Source organism: Sphingobium sp. FW305-3-2-15-F-TSA7 (genome assembly GCF_058787155.1).
Map to the genome: position 1 here is coordinate 29,700 of NZ_JBYSZM010000005.1, position 17,425 is coordinate 47,124.

Sequence of the window (17,425 nt, forward strand, 5' to 3'; positions counted from 1 at the left end):
TGGCTGTGCTCCCGTTCTTCGCTGACCTTGCCCGGCGACTGAGTTTGAGAAAGCGCGAAAGAGCGCTTTCCAAGGGCGGCACCGGCCCGCTCCCCCACCCAACCACCCGACAGGATCATACTGGATCGGGTGGTTGGGTGGGGGAGCGGGCCGGTGCCGGCTTTCTCAAACGGACTCTCAGCCTGCCCGCACGCGCGCTCGGCGCCATCGTCGGCGGCTATCTCGTCACGTCGCTCACCGTCGCCTGCCTGGCGCGCATCCTGCCGATGGCGCCGGCCGAGGCGAGCATCGCAGCGACACTGGCATCGTTCGCGATCTTTGCCGTGATCGTTCTGGCCGCCTTCTCGGCGCGATCGGTGCTGCAGCTCTGGCTATGGCTCGGTGGCGCCATGCTGGTGCTGGGCAGCGGGCTGTGGCTGTCGATCGTCACGGGAGGGCGGCTGTGAAGGACGGTTTCCGCCAGTCCATGGCCTGGTTGCACACATGGTCCGGCCTGTTGTTCGGCTGGCTGCTGTTCGCGATGTTCCTGACCGGCACCTCGGCCTATTTCCAGCATGAGATCACGCGCTGGATGGAGCCGGAGATCAGCGGCTCGGCCGACCCCGTGACGGCGAGCGAGGCGGCGGTCCGGTATCTGGGCAAGACCGCGCCCGATGCGAAAAGCTGGTTCATCACGCTGCCCGACAAGCGCAGCATCGCGACCTCGGTCTTCTGGCAGCCCGCCGGCGATCGCCCGCGCGGGCGGCGCAGCGATACGCAGGCGACGCTCGATGGCGACGGAAACAGGGTGGAGGCCCGCGCGACGCGCGGTGGCTTCTTCCTCTACCGCTTCCATTTCGACCTGCATTACATGCCGGTTTTCCTGGCGCGCTATCTGGTCGGCATCGCCGCCATGTTCATGCTGGTGGCGATCCTGTCGGGCATCGTCACGCACAAGAAGATCTTCGCCGATTTCTTCATGCTGCGGTTCGGCAAGGGGCAACGCAGCTGGCTCGACGCGCATAATGTGACCGCCGTCCTCGCGCTGCCCTTCCACCTGATGATCACCTATACCGGCCTCGTCACGCTCGCGACCATGTACATGCCCTGGGGCATCGCGGCGAACTACGCATCGCCCGACACCTTCTTCGAGAGCGTGTTTCCCGCGCGCGCCGAAGTCGAGAGGAGCGGGCAGCCCGCGCCACTCGCGCCGCTCGGGCCGATGTTCGCCAAAGCCGCCGCGCAGTGGAACGGCGCGCATGTCGGCGGCGTCAGGATCGTCAGCCCGGGCGACGCGACGGCAACGGTCGCGCTGACCCGCTCGTCCGCCGATGCGATCGGCGCGCGCGGCCAGACGCTGATATTTTCGGGCACGAGCGGCAAGCTGCTCAACGCCAGCACCGCAGGCGGCGGCGCGGCGGCGACGGAGAGCGTGATGATCGGCCTCCATGCCGGCCGCTTCGCGGGCTGGGGGTTGCGCTGGCTCTATTTCCTGTCGGGCGTCGGCGGCACGATCATGGTCGGCACCGGGCTGGTGCTGTGGACGGTGAAGCGGCGCGCCAAATTGCCCGATCCGGCGCGGCCGCATTTCGGCTTTCGCCTGATCGAACGGCTCAACATCGCGGTGATCGCGGGATTGCCCGCGGGGGTTGCCGTCTATTTCCTCGCCAATCGCCTGCTCCCGCTTAGCCTGGTCGATCGCGCCGATTGGGAGATCAACAGCCTGTTCATCACCTGGGGCGCCGCGCTCGCCTGGGGCATTGCCCGCCCCGTTCGACGCGCATGGGTCGAAACCCTGGCCACCGCGTCGCTGTTCTACGCATCGATCCCCCTGGTGAATGCGCTGACGACGCCGCGCAATTTCGTCGCGAGCCTGTTGCATGGCGACTGGCTGTTCGTCGGCTTCGACATTGCCATGGCCGCGCTGGCGCTCGCGCTCGGCTGGGCGGCGCACAAGGCGCACCGCTTCAAATCCGCACCCAAACCGAGACTGCGCGCAGGGACGCAGATGGCGGCCGCATGATCCAGTTGCTGATTCTTGCCTGCGCCGCCATCGGATTTGCCTGTCTGTGTGCCGCAATGCCCCGCCATCACAGCGCGATGGCGGGACGGAAGCTCGGCACCGTCGAGGCCCGCACCATAAGGATAGCGGGCTGGACCGGCCTGACCATCGCGCTGCTTGTCGCGATCGGCGTCTTTGGCGCGGCCTATGGCGTCCTTGTGTGGATCGGGCATCTCACGGCCGGGGCAGCGCTCACAATCCTATGGCTGACCCTGCGCAACAGGCAGTCGGCGCGGTGAAGTGCGGACGCTCCGCGCTCAATTTTCTGGTCCTCGAGGCGGTGGCCGATCCGGAGCTGAAGGCGTAGATCACCACCGTCCTTCGGTCCGGATCCGCCTGATCAGGGCTGCCAGGGCCGCATCGGCAGCTCGATGCTGCTCGCATACCGGCCGCCATGGTGGATCTGGAACCGCGACTCCCCCTTTGCGGGATAGCGGCGGAACGTGTCGGCATCGGCGCCCGCGATCGCCAGCCTCAGCCGGTGCCCCTTGCGGATCAGCACGGCGGTCGGCAACAGCGGGAAACGCAGTTCCATGACCTGGCCGGGCACCACGGGCTGGGCATCAGCGCGGTTGAAGCTACGCGGCACCGGCCCCTGATCATAGGGCAGGCTCTTCGGATCGGCGATCTTGCGATGGACGGCGCGCAATTGCCCCTCGGTGATCATCGTCACCCGGCCGTCTGGCGCGACGCTTTCGAGATAGGCGAATATGGCGGGATCGTCGTGGCTGGCAGACAGGTTCAGCGTGACGACGGGATAGCCCGCAAGCTCCATGTCGCGCACCTGGGGCGGCCCGTCATAGACGATCAGCTTTTTGTCGGCCTCGCGCCGGTCCGGATAGGCGGGCGGGTTGCCGCCCTGGGTCGACCAGCGCGTCTTGTCCCCCGTCGTCGCCGCATAATCGACGGCATAGTCGTCGACCCCCGCCGATTTCGGCGCCCTGGATGTCAGCGTCTTGCCCGGCGCCAGCGACAGCCGTTCGACGCGAGTGCCTTCGGGCGGCCAGACCCTGGTCTGCTTCATCACATCCGCGCCCATCACATAATAATGGATGATGCGGTCGACCTTGCCGCCGTCGAGGATGCGGTGGTGGAAGTCGCTGCGGATCGCATATTGCGAGTCGAGCGCGGGAATGGGCAGCTTGCGTGCCGGTGCGAACGGATCACCGTTCAGATGCTGCGAATGGTTGTTCGCGGTGATCCAGAGCTCGGCGGGCACTTCGGGGGCCGAACGGAAGCGCGCGAGCGCCGCGTCGGCGGTGCCCGCATCCATCCAGGAACCCCAATATTGCACGGGTTTGCGCTGCTGGCGGATCCCGGCCAGCGCCGATGCCGGCGACGATCCGAACATCGTATAGCCGTTGGTGCCCTTGTCGTCGCGGAAGGTCTGCTCGGCATAGGATTCGGGGCCCCAATGCGCACCCTTGCCATTCAGCGCCTGGCGAAGCTGGCTATAGTCGGCATCGTCGTCGACCGGCTGCAATGTCGGAAACAGCTTGGGACAGTCGGCCGCACGGATGCGGCAGTCGAGCCCATTGCCTTCGCCGTCGCGCCCCAGGTCGATCTCGCGGGCATTCTCGGCCCAGCCGTTGCGGAACCAGTCATTGGCAACGCCGCCTGGGAAGAAGAGATTGAGATAGACGTCGAAATCGGCCTGGTAGGGCACGGCGCCGACCAGAGCGGGGGCGGGGCGGCTGGTGGCCCAGTCCGCCGTATCCGCCAGATAGGATCCGCCCGTCGTGATCACCTTGCCCATCGACCAGGGCTGTGCCGCCAGATGCGCGATCACTTCGTCCATGTCGCGCACTTCCTCCGGCCCGATATCGACGAGCCGCGTGCCGAACGAGCTGGTCGATCCGCGCGTATCGATCACGGCGACGACATAATCGTTGCGGGTCCACGGCATATATTGCCATTCCGCCGAATCCGCGCGGCCGTAGCGCGTCTGGAACAGCAGCACCGGATATTTGTCGTTGCCCGGATTGGCGGGCTTGTAGCGCAGCGGGAAATAGAGGCTGAGCGCGATGCGGGTGCCGTCGCGCATCGTCAGATAATAGGATTTGTCGCTCCATCCCTTGGGCTTGGGCTGCTTCGCCTCCGCGGGCTTGGGCGCCGGGGGCTGGGCATTGGAGGTTTGAGCCCCGGATGCGGTTGCGAACAGGCAGGCGGCGAGCGCCAGGCTAGCGACGGATTTGATCACGGATGGCCTTCCTTTTCGTGTCGGAAATTGAATTGGGGTCACGATGTCGAAGGTCCGCCACGCGCCGCAACGCTGCCGCAATGAATCGCTGCCATCAGACAGCCCACAGAAACGAATATCGACCTCATCAGCACCCTCTTTCCAATATTATTGTTATTGAGCTCATATTCATATTAACAACGGAGGCGAGTGTCAACGAGGCGGAAGAGAATTGGTCGCGCGGGTCGACATCATAAAGAGTTCCGGCACCATGTCTCACGATCGAATGAGGCACGGCATTTAGGCGCCTGAGAAAAACGGCAGAACTGATCAGGATCCGGAAACAGTGATCGCCCAACCGAAAACGAAAAACACCGCTTCTCTAAAAATAAAGCAAGCTTGCGGCGGCGATCAATGTCGTCGATCGATATTGGCGATTTAATCTAGCGACCTTCGCTCCTGCATAATTTAATAATTGCCAAACAACGATCCTGGTTAATCAAACAACAATTCCGTGAAACTCTTTTTTGACTATGCGATTGATCGCTGTCGAGCCTCGGCCTGCCGTAATTGTCGCTTTTATCCAATGCCGTTTTCCGACACGTTCCACACACTCCCTCCATGACCGTCCGGGGAGGTGACAGACGATGCGCGCCCACCAAAAAGGCTTCGTGACGACAATAGCCGTCCGCTCCGCACGGCGGGTGTGGAACCTGCGCCCCGCCGACCTGTCATGAGCCTGATCGGCAATCTCGTCACCGGGTTGGTCCAGGTCGCCCAGGATCTGGTTTCGACCTTCTTCATCCCATCACCGCCATCGCCCGTGGCGCGCCAGCAACGCCGCCGAACCCTGTCGTTCGATCTGGTCCGCGCGGACGATCTGCTCGTCCTGAGAATTGACGGCTATAATCTGCGTCTCGACGAAACCACGCGTCAGCTGCACGCGGACGAGAGCGGCGACGCGTTCCTCGCCGTCAGCTTCCCACCCCAGGCGGTCGCCGAGCAGGCCTTTCTGGAAGGGGATCCGGACGATCCGCTGCTGCCGCCCCCGGTCGCCGCGCGGCTCGCGGGCGAAAGCCGGCTGGTCTTCCATCTGGCTCCGGACGGACTGCCGCTCGACTTCACGGCAGAGGCCATCCTCGCGGCGCTCTCGGCATCCGCGCCGCTCGTCGGCGACAGGACCGGCCGCCCGCCGGCGGGTGCGGCACCGGGCGGATACGCCTGGTTCGGCGGGCTGCGTTCGCAGCGCAGCGCGATCGAGGCACCCTGGCGACTGATCCTGTCCCCGCATCCCGGCGGCCGCTGGGCCCATGCGCCCAGGCCGGTGAGCGACGGCAACCGCGTCGAGATGTGGCATAGCAGGCTCGGAGTCGCGGGAAGCTCCGCCGGCACGGTCGATGAAGCCACGGCGACGCGGCGCACCGTCCGGGCGATCCACTCGCCCGATTTCACGGGTGCCGACGGGCCGACGCCGACATCGGGGCCCAGTCCGTTCCTGACGTCGCTCACCCGCCAGGATCGCCACGAGATCGTCCGCCTGTCGTCGGAGCAGTCGCTGCCGGGCAATGCGGCGGTGGCGGTCCGCCGGATGATGCTGTCGTCGCTCGGCGCCTCGCTCGAACTCGACGGCCGCTGGAATACCGACGAGATCTCATTGGTCGAATGGCAGCAGCTGGCGACGCTGGGCCGCGACCAGTTCGTCAAGACGGTGCGCAAGGGCTTTCTCTTCCCCTTCGGCCACCGTGCCGCGCTGTTCACCATCACCGAACGCAAGCTCGCGACCGGATCCCATCATGTGCTGGCAGGCAATGGGCAGGATGGCCCGGGCAGCCACGCCTATTTGCGGCAGCGCAAATTCATCGTCGTCCGCGAGCCGATCAAACGCTACAGCCACCGCGCCTTTCCCTTTCGCAGCCTCGAGATGCGGACGCGGATCACCCCCAATATCCTGCCCGAAACCACCGATCCGGTGTTGCCGCCCGGCGGACCGGACGCCGCCTTCTGGCCGCGGTTCAGCCAGGGCGGCGAGACGCTGGACGTGTTGTTCGAGGTCGAGGGGATCGACTGGCAGGGCGTGGCGAGCCGTTTCTCCGCGCCACTGATCTTCGCCTTCGATTCGGCCGCCGCCCAGCCCAATGAGGACGCGATCGTCGCCGCTTATAATGGCGCGACCGGACCGGTGCCGCCGATCGCCGATGCGTCGGCGCGGCGCACCCGCCCACTCGGCGGCCAGCGCGTTGCCTTCGCGCCGCAACAGACCCCCGGCGATACCGCGATCGACACCGACAGCGTGATCCTTGCCGCGCTCAATGCCAATGGCACGCCGCCCTTCCTGCCCGCATTGCGCGGCGCGACCGTTTCGATCCCGGCGGTCCGCGAGATCACCGGCAGTTCGGCACCGCAGCTCATCCGCTATGACGACGGCTTCCTCGCGGCATCGTCCGACACGTTCGGCAATGCCGGCGAGGTCTTCGCGCGGATCGAGACGCCGCCCGCGATCGGATTTCCGGTCGAGAAAGTGGGCGGGCTCGTCGCACCCGACCTGACCCCGCAGGGTCTGTCGCGCCAGTTCGGTCCGGTCGGCGATGTCGGTGCCTTTGCCGGCGGCAGCTTCAACCCCGCCGCGATCTTCGCCGGCGTGAAGATCCTCGGCGGCGTCCCGCTCGACAAGATCTTCAAGCTCATCAATTTTTCCTGGCCGTCCCAGGCGGGCACGCGCATTCCCGGCCTCACCTCGATCCGCACCGAGCGCGATCTGGGCGCGGGCCCCGAACCCGTCGTCGAAACCCGCTATGTCTGGGAAGCGAGCCAGGCCGAGCTCCAGCAACAGCCGATCTTCACGCCGCTGCCCGGCGGCCAGTTCCGGCTGGACAGCCGCATCGTCACCCCGATCGATGGCGGCGATCCGAGTTTCGACGTGTCGGGCAAGCTCGAGAAATTCCTGATCACCCTGCCGCCCGGCGACGACGCCCTGATCGGCGCGCGTTTCGACCATGTCCGCTTCGATGCCGGATCGGGCCGCAAGCTCGACGTCTCGGTCAATTTCGACGACATCGTCTTTCTGGGGCCGCTCTCCTTCGTCGACACGATCCGGCGCTACATCCCGCTCGACGGCTTTATCGACCCACCCTATCTCGACGTCACCGCCGAGGGGGTCAGTTCAGGCTTCACTTTGGGCCTGCCGACGATCGGGATCGGTATCTTCGTCCTCCAGGACATCAGCCTGAGCGCGGGCTTCCATCTTCCCTTTATCGGTGGGGCTGCAGGGCTGCGCTTCGCCTTTTGCGAGCGCGACCATCCTTTCCTGCTGACCGTGATGGCGTTCGGCGGCGGCGGCTATTTCGGGATCGACCTCGACACGTCGAAAGTGATCAATGTCGAGGCGGCGCTCGAATTCGGTGCGGCGATCGCGCTCAATCTCGGCGTGGCGTCGGGCAAGGCGTCGATCACCGGCGGGGTCTATTACCAGAAATCCGGTGCGGGCTTCGAGATCACCGCCTATTTCCGCGCAGCGGGTTCGCTGAGCGTGCTCGGCATCGTCACCGTCTCGGTCGAGCTCTATGTCGGGCTCGGCTATCAGTCCGACAAGGCGAAGCCGCATGGCGGCAAGCTCTATGGCACCGCGTCGATCAAGGTGAAGATCAAGATCGCCTTTTTCAGCACCTCGGTCAGCGTCGGGATCGAGCGTGAGTTCGCGGGCAGCGATCCGACCTTCGCGCAGATGGTCACGCTCGACGACTGGTCCACCTATTGCGGCGCCTTCGCGCCCGAGCCGGCCTGAAGGACTGCCGCCATGGAAAAACAGACCTTCGTGCTCACTGCACTCCCCAACGGGCTCGACGCGACCGGCCGGGCCCGCCTTTCGGTATTCATCGCCCCCCGGCTCTGGTCGGACGATCCGGCGATCGAACAGCGCCTGCTGTCCGATTATCCCGACCTGATCGACTGGCCCGATCGGGTGGCGGCGATCGGCTGGAGCGCGCGGATCGAAGGCGCGGCGCCGGTAGCGCTCGATATCGAGACCGACTGGCTGAAGCCAACGCTGTGGCGCGCGCTGTTCGCCGCCGACACGCGGGTCAGGCCGTTCCTGTTCGAGGATTATCGCGGGATCGCGATCGAGAGCTTTCCATCCTGGACGGTCCATGACCTGCTGTCGGACCTTTACGGCCGGGCCTCGGCCGATCCCGCTTATGGAGCAGGACGCGATCGGCCCGGCCTGGGCGTACTCGCCGCCGATCCGGATATCGCCGCGATCGCCCGCCCCTCCTTTCCCGAACCCGACCCCGAATGGGTCGAGCCCGAAATCGCCGCGATCCCGTTTCCGGATGCGCCGCCCGTCACCGAGGCACCCGAAGAAGGACCGGAACCGCCCGCGCCCGATCCCGATTCCGATCCGGCGCCCGGTTGCGGATGCCTGGCCTGGCCGATCCTGCTGCTGCGCTGGCTGCTCGCGCTGTTCGGTTTCAAGTTCAAGCCATGGGCCCAGGGCGGTGCTGCGCCCACCGCCCCCGATGCGCCGAGCGCGCAACCGATAGCGACCCCGTCCTTCAGCGCCGAAGTGACGGCACCGGCGCCGCCGGCTCCACCGCCGCCGGCCAAAAGCTATCTGCCGCCGCCCCTCACCCCGGCACAGCAGGTTCGTCACGCCGCCTTCGAAGCACTCGACGCCTTTCTGCGTCCGCACCCCGGCACCGAACCGCCACTGCCCGACGCCGCCACGCTCGCCGAAAGCTGGGATTTCCACCAGGCGGTCGCGGCGCTCGGCGACTATCCGGTGATGCTGCGCCGGCTCGGGCTGGTCTTCGATCTGGTCCTGCCGGCCGGCACCGTCCTGCCCGCCACCGGCACGATCCAGCTCGTCGCGAACGGCCCGGCCTGGGCGGCAGGCACCACGCTCGCTTTCCCGCGTACCCATTTCACGGCATCGGGCACGCGGTTCACCGCTGCGCCGCGTCCGGCGGATCCGGAGATCGTCGACGGTTTCCTGCGCGTCGACGATGGCGCGCGTTTCCGCATCATCCAGAACGACGTGCCCGGTGACGCGACCAAGCTGCGCAACGCCGCCACCCATATGCTGCGTTTCGCCGACGCCGCCGATCGCCCCGCCGGATTGCCGGGCGAAGGCGGCCTGCCGGCACTGCGGACGACGGGCATATCGCTGGTGCGCAACGATGTCGTGCCCGGGCTCGCCCAGCAATTCGAGCGCTCCTGCGCGATCAACCGCTTCCTGATCGCGCTCGACAATTCGCCGGAAACCTCACCGGCGATGGGCGCCGCGGCGGCGCCGCCACCCACCGACGAACTCTATGCCGAGGATCTGGTGCGCGGCTATCGCATCGACATTTTCGATGTGAAGACCGCGCTCTGGCACTCGCTGTGCGACCGCATCGGACGCTATGATTTCCTAGATGCCGAGCCCGCCCCCGCCGTCGAGACTGCCGGGGACGAGGGTTTCGTCCAGTTCGCCGCGACCGAGCCGCGCGATCCCGCCGCGCCCAAAAGCCTGCGGACGGGCGAGACGATGTTCACCTGGTCGGGCTGGAGCCTGGCCGCACCGCGCCCGGGCAAAGCGATCCTGCCCGATGACAGCCATGCCGATCCGGGCAACGAAGCGGTGACGCCCTTCCGCATCGAGACCAATTTCCTCGCGAAACCCGGCAGCCTGCCGCGGTTGCGCTTCGGCCGGCAATATCGGCTGCGCGCGCGCGTCGCCGATCTTGCCGGCAACAGCGTGACCCAGCCCGGCGCGCCCGACTTCGCCGACGACGGGCCGGCGCCGACCGACCCGTTCACCGCAAGGCGCTACGAGCCGGTCGCGCCGCCGATCCTGATGCTGCGCGAGGCGCCGGTGGAGGGCGAATCGCTTGAGCGCCTGGTCGTCCGCACCCCCGCGATCGGCGGCATGGGGAATCTCACCGCGCGGCATGTCGCACCGCCCAAGACCGCACAGCTCATGGCCGAGCTGCACGGCAAGCTCGACGGTATCGGGCTCGACGGCTCGGCGGCAAGCCATGCGCTTTCCGCCCGCGAATCCGCCAGCGTGCGCGACGATGCCATCCAGTCGCGCCCGGCGATCGACGGCACACCCGGCGTGATCCCGGCGACGCCGGCGGACAGCGATCCCTGGATCCAGACCGCGCCCTTCGTCACCGTCGGTTACCTGCCCGATCCGCAGGCAAAGGGCGTCGCGCTGACCGGCCTGCCCGGCGCCGCGGCGGTGGATGCGGTCGAGAGCATCACGTTCGACGGGACCTGGCCCGACCTCAAACCCTTCCGTGTCGAATTGAAAGCGATCCCGGTCGGCACCATGCCCGCGGCACCTTCATGGCAGCCACTGGTCGGCGCCGGCAGCGGCGTGCTCACCGTCGAGCTCGCACCCGCCCAGCGCGCGGTCGTGCGGATCAACAGCCGCATCGACGCGGCCGATCTCGACACAAGCGGTGTGTGGGAATGGACCGAAAGGCAGGGGCCGGCGAACCTGCTCACGGTCAAGGCCGACATCGTCGCCGGCCGCCATTGGGCGCATCTGCCATGGCGCGACCTGACGCTAGTCCATGCGGTGCAGAAGCCGCTGGCGCCGCCGCAGATCACGACGCTCGATCCCGCCAAGGCCCTGGGCGAGAGCTTTGTCCGGATCACCGGTTCGGCCAGCGCCGACAATCCCAGTTCCGCCCGCCTGCAGCTTTCCGCGTCATGGGAGGATCCCGTCGACGATCCAGCCGAGCCCGGCCCCGGTCTTCGCACCTCCGCCGCCGAGATCGGTGAGGCGATCGTCGGCGAGGACGCCCTGCCCGTGCCGTTGCTCGACGGCACGACGGGCGCGGCGCTGATCCACGAATTCCACGACACCCGCTATCATCGCGTGTCGTACACGCCGCGCGCGGTCACACGGTTCCGCGAATATTTCCCGCCCGCGTCCAATACGCCCGACGCCACCACCCTGGCCGGCCCCGCATTCGACGTCGATGTCCTCAATTCGGCTCGCCCGGCGCCTCCGGCCTTTCTCTACGCCATTCCCGTCTTCGAATGGGATACGCCGCCCGGAACCGCCGGCATGACCGAACGGACCCGACAGGGCGGCGGCCTGCGCATCTATCTCGACCGACCCTGGTATTCGTCGGGCGATGGCGAGTTGCTGGGCGTGGTGTTCCAGGACAATGTCGCCTTCCCCTCTCCGGAAGACCCTCTCGCCAAACTCGTCACCGTCTGGGGTGCCGATCCGATCTGGCGCGGTGCGCCCACGCCCGCTCGCGCCACCCCGACGAGCTTTCCGCAGGCGATCGAAACCGGTGCGGGACTCTCGCTGTCCGCACATGCCGCGACCGTGTCCGTCGCCGGCCATGAAGTCCGTTTCGATGCGACGCGAAAGCTGTGGCATGCCGATATCCGCATCGATTGCGGCGATGCCTATTGGCCCTTCGTCCGGCTGGCGCTCGCCCGTTTCCAGCCCAGATCGGTCAAGGACGCCGAACTCTCGGCAGTGCACCAGAGCGCCTTCATCCAGGTTCCACCCACCCGCCATGCGAAGATCGACCTGGCCGGGGCGGTGCTGAAGATCCATGTCGACGGCCCAACCCATCGCGCATCGGAAGCGAGTGACACGTTCCTTCCGCAAGCGACCACCAGCAACGGCCTGAACGAGGTCGAGGCGGTGATCGAGCAATGCGCGGCCGGCGCCAATCCGTCGGACCCGCTATCCTGGACGCCGATCGAGACGACACGCATGCTGATCGTGCAGGAACCGGCAACGCCCGGCCTGTGGGAAGGTGAAATGACGCTTCCGGCATCGCTTCCCGCCGGTGTCAGGCTCGCGCTGCGCGAATATGAATGGTTCCGCACCGACGACACGGATCTGTCGGACGATTCGCGCACCGGCCGCAGATTTGCGCGGCGCATGGTCTATGCGGACATCTTCCCGATCTGACCGTCCTTACGACCCTATAGCTGGTGCCCGGTGCGGTCGCGCTTGGTATCGAGATATTTCGCATTGTGCGGGTTGGACGGCAGGCTGTGGGGCACGCGCTCGACGACATCGACGCCATGCGCGGCGAGCTGCGCGACCTTTTCGGGATTGTTGGTGAGCAGGCGGATGCGCGTCTGGCCGATCAGCGCCAGCATCCGCGCCGCCACGCCGAAATCGCGCGCGTCGATCGCGAAGCCGAGGCGGAGATTGGCGTCGACCGTGTCATATCCCTGATCCTGGAGGCTGTAGGCGCGCAGCTTGTTGATCAGGCCGATGCCGCGCCCTTCCTGGCGCAGATACAGCAATATGCCCCAGCCCGCAGCGATGGCGTGGAGCGCGGCGTGGAGCTGCGGTCCGCAATCGCATTTGAGCGATCCCAGCACATCGCCGGTCAGGCATTCGCTGTGCAGCCGCACCAGCGGCGGCGTGCCATCGGGTTCGCCCAGGATCAGCGCGACATGCTCGGTGGCGTCGTCACGGCTGCGAAAGGCGACGATCTCCGCGTTCTCCGACACCTCGACGGGCAATCGCGCGCGCGCCGCGATCATCAACGCGCCCGAATCGTCATAAGCAGCGATATCGGCGGGCACGATCGTCACTTCGGGCGCACCGGCAGCCGCGACGAAGAACGCCGGCAGCAGCCCGGCGAGCCGCGCCAGTTCGAGCGCCGCCGACGCGGCATCCTCGATGGCGACCGGCACCGCGCGATACGGCCCCTTGAGCGGTGTCGCGAGATCGAAGGCGGGATCGGCGAGCGCGACGGCGCCGGCCAGGTCGATCCACGGCGCACGCGCCACGCGCACCGGACGGGACGGATCGGCGGCGGCAAGCTGGTTGGCGAGCTTGAGCGTCGCGGCGCGTGTCGCGGAGATCAGGATATCAGCGTCTTCACCGGGGTCGAACGCCGTCAGCCGCGTCGCATCGGCGGTCTCGATCGCGAGCAGGTGCAATGTGCCGGCCGCGCCGCCGATCGCGATCGGCCATCCACGCTTCAGTGCGTCGATGGCGCGAGCCGCGGCGCGCGGATCGCTCAAAGGCGGAACTCCGTGACGAGCGGAACATGGTCCGACGGCTTGAGCCAGCTGCGGCAGGATTCGTGGACTTTGTGGTCGACCGCCAGCGCGGCGACGTCCTTCGACGCCCACATATGATCGAGCCGGCGGCCGCGATCCGACGCCAGCCAATCCTTCGCGCGGTAGCTCCACCAGGTATAGAGCCGTTCGGGCGGCGGCACGAATTGCCGGCCGAGATCGACCCAGTCGTTCGCCGCCTGGAGCCGGCCGAGCGTCTCGACCTCGATCGGGGTGTGGCTGACGACGTCGAGCAGCTGCTTGTGACTCCATACGTCGCATTCGAGCGGGGCGACGTTGAAATCGCCGACCAGCAGCGTCGGTACCGACAGCGCATCGGACCAGGCGATCATCCGTTCGAGGAAATCGAGCTTCTGACCGAATTTCGGATTGACGGTGGGATCGGGAATGTCGCCGCCCGCGGGCACATAGACGTTTTCGAGCCGCATGCCGTTTTCCAGCCGGACACCGACATGGCGCGCCTCGCCATTGGCCTGCCAGTCGAGTCGGTTGTCCTCGACCATCGGCACGCGGCTGATAATCGCGACACCATGATGCATGCGCTGGCCGTTGAGCATCTGGTACGAATAGCCCAGGCGGCGAAAGGCATCGGCGGGGAAAGTCTCGTCGACGGTCTTGGTTTCCTGAAGGCAAAGCACATCGGGCGCCTCCTCCTTCAGGAAGCGCTCGACGATCTCCATCCTGAAACGGACGGAGTTGATGTTCCAGGATGCGATCTTGAGAGTGTCGGTCATCGCCTGCGCTGTAGCCCCCGCGCCATCGGCCCCGCAAGGGCTCCGAAGCACTATCCGGTCCGAGAGGACCGCAAGGCCGAACGGCCGCCCAAGCTTATGCGAGGAAAGCCAAGCGCGCGGATGCGCGCGCCCGGCAATTGAGGCCCCTCCAAAAAAGCCAAAGGCCCCCGCTCCGGGGGCGTGGAGCAGGGGCCGACCTGGCGTTCGTCACGCGAGGCTGGATGAGGACCGCCAATCAGGCAACAGGGGGGAAATCCTGATCGGGTTTGCCCTCATCCGCAGCATCATGAATAGCGCGGCGTACCTGTCGCCAGCATGAATGATTTCGTTCAGGGTCGACCGAGCGGGCGCCGCGGATCGCTCCATTTGAACGCACTGTCGGACACGGGCACGTTGAAGCGCTGATCGCTGAGCCGCACCGATGTCCGGTTGTTCTGCGAATCCAGCGCCACCCAGCCCTGCAGCATCAGCCCGCCGGGCGCCGCGGCATTGCGCGCGAATGCGAGCGTCAGCGTGCCGAATTCGGGGCGCTTGGGGTCGCGCGCCTCGACCAGCACGATACGGTCATCGGCGGTCGGCACGACCTTGGCGATGCTGGCGATATCCTTTTTGGGATTGAGCAGCACGCCGAGCGGGGAATTGCCGACCGGCCAGCGCTGCACCTGGCGGACCTGATAGTCGATCATGGTCAGCGACTTGCCATCGCCGACGATCAGCAGCGGTACGCCCTTCTGATATTGGAAACGCACCTTGCCCGGCCGCTTCATGGTGAGCTGGCCGGTGACCGCCTTGCCCGCGCGGTCGGTCTGGACGAAGCCGGCGGTCATGCTTTCCACCGCCTGGAGATGCGCGGAGACCTTGTCGAGATCGCCGGGGGCCGCGACGACGGCGGGCGCCACGAACGCGGCGATTCCGAGCGGGGCGGCAACTAGGGCGAAGGCAAGGCGGCGGCGAAACATCACAAACTCCTGATTGATACCGGCCTGCAGTGCCGAACCCGCCTTGAATGCGGCGTGAACCCGCTAAGTTCCGTACCTGGTGGGTAAAACCTCCGGGCGGACCTCAGAGTGGACGCCCGTCGGTATCCATGAGCACGTCGCGGCGACCGACATGGTCGGGGCGGGAGACGAGGCTTTCCTTCTCCATCCGCTCGACATGGCGCGCGGCGCGGTTGTAGCCGATGCGAAGCTGGCGCTGCAGCCAGCTCGTCGATGCCTTCTGGCTTTCGGCGACGAGCTGGACGGCCTTGCGATATTCCTGGTCTTCCGGGCTGTCGTCACCGGTCGGCGCGCCATCGAGCGCATAGCCGCCATCCTCCGGCTCCTCGGTAACCGCCTGAATATACTCGGGCGCCCCCTGCGCGCGCCAGTGATCGGCGACGCGCATCACTTCCTCGTCGGAAACGAAGGGACCGTGGACACGCGCGATCTGCTTGCCGCCGGGCATATAGAGCATGTCGCCCTTGCCGAGCAGCTGTTCGGCGCCCTGTTCGCCCAGGATGGTGCGCGAATCGATCTTGGAGGTGACGGCAAAGCTGATCCGCGTCGGCAGATTGGCCTTGATCACGCCGGTGATGACGTCGACCGACGGGCGCTGCGTCGCCATGATCAGGTGGATGCCGGCGGCGCGCGCCTTCTGCGCCAGCCGCTGGATGAGGAATTCGACTTCCTTGCCCGCGGTGATCATCAGATCGGCCAGCTCGTCGACGATGACGACGATCTGCGGCAGCGGCTGATAGTCGAGCTGTTCTTCCTCGTAGATCGGCTGGCCGGTTTCCGAATCATAGCCGGTCTGGACGCGGCGGCCGAGCCGCTGGCCCTTGGACCGGGCGGTGCGCACCTTGTCGTTGAAGCCGGCAAGGCCGCGTACGCCGACCGACGCCATCATCCGATAGCGTTCCTCCATCTGCTCGACCGCCCATTTGAGCGCGCGCACCGCCTTGGCCGGATCGGTGACGACGGGGGACAGCAGATGCGGAATCCCCTCATATGTCGACAATTCCAGATGCTTGGGATCGATCATGATCATCCGGCACTGATCCGGGCTCAGCCGGTAGAGCAGCGACAGGATCATGCAGTTGAGGCCGACCGACTTACCCGAGCCGGTGGTGCCCGCGACCAGCAGATGCGGCATCGGCGCAAGATCGGCGACGACCGGATCGCCCGCGATGTTCTTGCCGAGGATCAGCGAGAGCTGCGCTGTCTGATCCTGGAAGCTGGGCGAGGTGATCAGTTCGTGGAGCGAGACCGATTCGCGATTCTTGTTGGGCAGCTCGATGCCGATCACGTTGCGGCCGGGAATCGTCGCGACGCGTGCCGACAGCGCCGACATGTTGCGCGCGATATCGTCGGCAAGCTGGACGACGCGGCTCGCCTTGATGCCGGCCGCGGGCTCCAGTTCGTACATGGTGACGACCGGGCCGGGGCGAACCTCGACGATCTGACCCTTGACGTGGAAATCGTCGAGCACGGTCTCCAGTAACCGCGCATTGCGTTCGAGCGCCGCCTTGTCGAGCACGATCCCCGTGGAGGGCGGTGCCGGAACGAGCAGGTCGCCGCTGGGCAGCTTGTAGCGATCGCGCAGGTCGAACGACGCCTGGACCGGCGCCTGCGGCTTCTTTTCGGGTTCGGGCTCGGGACGCTTGCCGGGCAGTGAGATGATCGGCGGGCGGCGCTCCTCCGCGGTCTGCACCTTGCGCGGCTCGGGTTTGCGCGCGGGTTCGCGGATCAGGACTTCGCGCTCGAGCTCGTCGCTTTGGTCGCCTTCTTCGGGATCGCGGCGGCGGAACAGCCAGGCGCGCTCCTCGTCGTCAAGGCCCAGGCTGCGTGCCCAGATGACGATGCCGGCCAGCGCGAAGGCCAGCCCGGCGGCGAAGCGCGTCCAGCCCTGTGCGGTTTCGTCGGGGATGAAACCGAGCGCCCATTCGGTCGCATTGGCGCCGGCAAGGCCCAGCGCGCCGCCGAAACTGCCCGGCAGATAGGGGACCGCATCGGCGCGGAAAAGCGCGAGCGCGATGGCCGCAAGCACGATGCCGAGCACGGCGCGCAGCAGCATCGACCGCCAATGCCCAGCGGGGACGCCGCGCCACAGCCGCGTCGCGAAGATCACCGGCAGCGGTATGGCGAGTATGATCGCCGGGCCGAAGATCCAGAGCAGCAAGTCCGAAGTCCAGGCGCCGATGCCGCCCACCAGATTGCGCGCGGGCCCGCCCGCAGCAGTCATCATCGAAGGATCGCTGGGCCGGTAGCTGGCCAGCGCAAGCACGAGCAGCAATGCCAGAAGGACGAGCGCCACCGCACCGGCCAGCGCACCGCTGCGCACGGCACCCCGCTTCATCGACTCCCGCCAGATCGGCACGGTCTTGATTCCGCTTCGGCTCGCCATGCCACCCCCTACGCTGCGGAACGGTATCGTCCC

At 66.7% G+C, this 17,425-nt stretch carries 10 protein-coding genes; 5 read left to right on the top strand and 5 right to left on the bottom strand.

The window, feature by feature from the left end:
• Positions 1–137: 137 nt before the first annotated feature.
• Genes AC3WN8_RS04775 through AC3WN8_RS04785 form a run of 3 tightly spaced genes read left to right on the top strand, consistent with a single transcriptional unit; the run spans position 138 to position 2,280 of the window.
• On the top strand, positions 138–446 hold the full coding sequence (locus AC3WN8_RS04775; RefSeq protein ID WP_492668246.1) for a hypothetical protein: 309 nt from the start codon (positions 138–140) through the stop codon (positions 444–446).
• A complete protein-coding gene (locus tag AC3WN8_RS04780) occupies positions 443–2,002 on the top strand; it encodes a PepSY-associated TM helix domain-containing protein (RefSeq protein WP_492668247.1) in 1,560 nt (519 codons plus the stop codon). Before AC3WN8_RS04775 ends, AC3WN8_RS04780 begins: the two co-directional genes overlap by 4 nt.
• Entirely contained in the window at positions 1,999–2,280 is a 282-nt protein-coding gene (locus AC3WN8_RS04785) for a DUF3325 domain-containing protein (RefSeq protein ID WP_492668248.1), read from the top strand. The genes AC3WN8_RS04780 and AC3WN8_RS04785 overlap by 4 nt, the downstream gene beginning before the upstream one ends.
• A gap of 101 nt (positions 2,281–2,381) precedes the next feature.
• Here the strand turns inward: AC3WN8_RS04785 and AC3WN8_RS04790 are convergent, their stop codons facing one another.
• Positions 2,382–4,241, bottom strand: a complete 1,860-nt coding sequence (locus tag AC3WN8_RS04790) for a CocE/NonD family hydrolase (protein WP_492668249.1) — start codon at positions 4,239–4,241, stop codon at positions 2,382–2,384.
• 712 nt (positions 4,242–4,953) lie between these two features.
• On the opposite strand from AC3WN8_RS04790, the gene AC3WN8_RS04795 reads away from it, so the two are divergent.
• Together AC3WN8_RS04795 and AC3WN8_RS04800 are read left to right on the top strand one after the other, a co-directional pair.
• Entirely contained in the window at positions 4,954–8,001 is a 3,048-nt protein-coding gene (locus AC3WN8_RS04795) for a hypothetical protein (protein WP_492668250.1), read from the top strand.
• 12 nt (positions 8,002–8,013) lie between these two features.
• Positions 8,014–12,144 (top strand): hypothetical protein, encoded by a 4,131-nt coding sequence (locus AC3WN8_RS04800; RefSeq protein WP_492668251.1) that lies wholly within the window; start codon positions 8,014–8,016, stop codon positions 12,142–12,144.
• Between the two features lie 14 nt (positions 12,145–12,158).
• Here AC3WN8_RS04800 and ribA read toward each other — a convergent pair whose 3' ends face one another.
• The 4 genes from ribA to AC3WN8_RS04820 form a co-directional block, all read right to left on the bottom strand.
• Positions 12,159–13,217: a GTP cyclohydrolase II gene (gene ribA / locus AC3WN8_RS04805; RefSeq protein ID WP_492668252.1), complete on the bottom strand. Its 1,059-nt coding sequence runs from the start codon at positions 13,215–13,217 to the stop codon at positions 12,159–12,161.
• Entirely contained in the window at positions 13,214–14,008 is a 795-nt protein-coding gene (locus AC3WN8_RS04810; RefSeq protein ID WP_492668253.1) for an exodeoxyribonuclease III, read from the bottom strand. Before AC3WN8_RS04810 ends, ribA begins: the two co-directional genes overlap by 4 nt.
• Positions 14,009–14,337: 329 nt before the next feature.
• On the bottom strand, positions 14,338–14,967 hold the full coding sequence (locus AC3WN8_RS04815; RefSeq protein WP_492668254.1) for a LolA family protein: 630 nt from the start codon (positions 14,965–14,967) through the stop codon (positions 14,338–14,340).
• 103 nt (positions 14,968–15,070) lie between these two features.
• Complete coding sequence (locus AC3WN8_RS04820; protein ID WP_492668255.1) at positions 15,071–17,392, bottom strand: FtsK/SpoIIIE family DNA translocase; 2,322 nt, start codon at positions 17,390–17,392, stop codon at positions 15,071–15,073.
• Positions 17,393–17,425 lie beyond the last annotated feature (33 nt).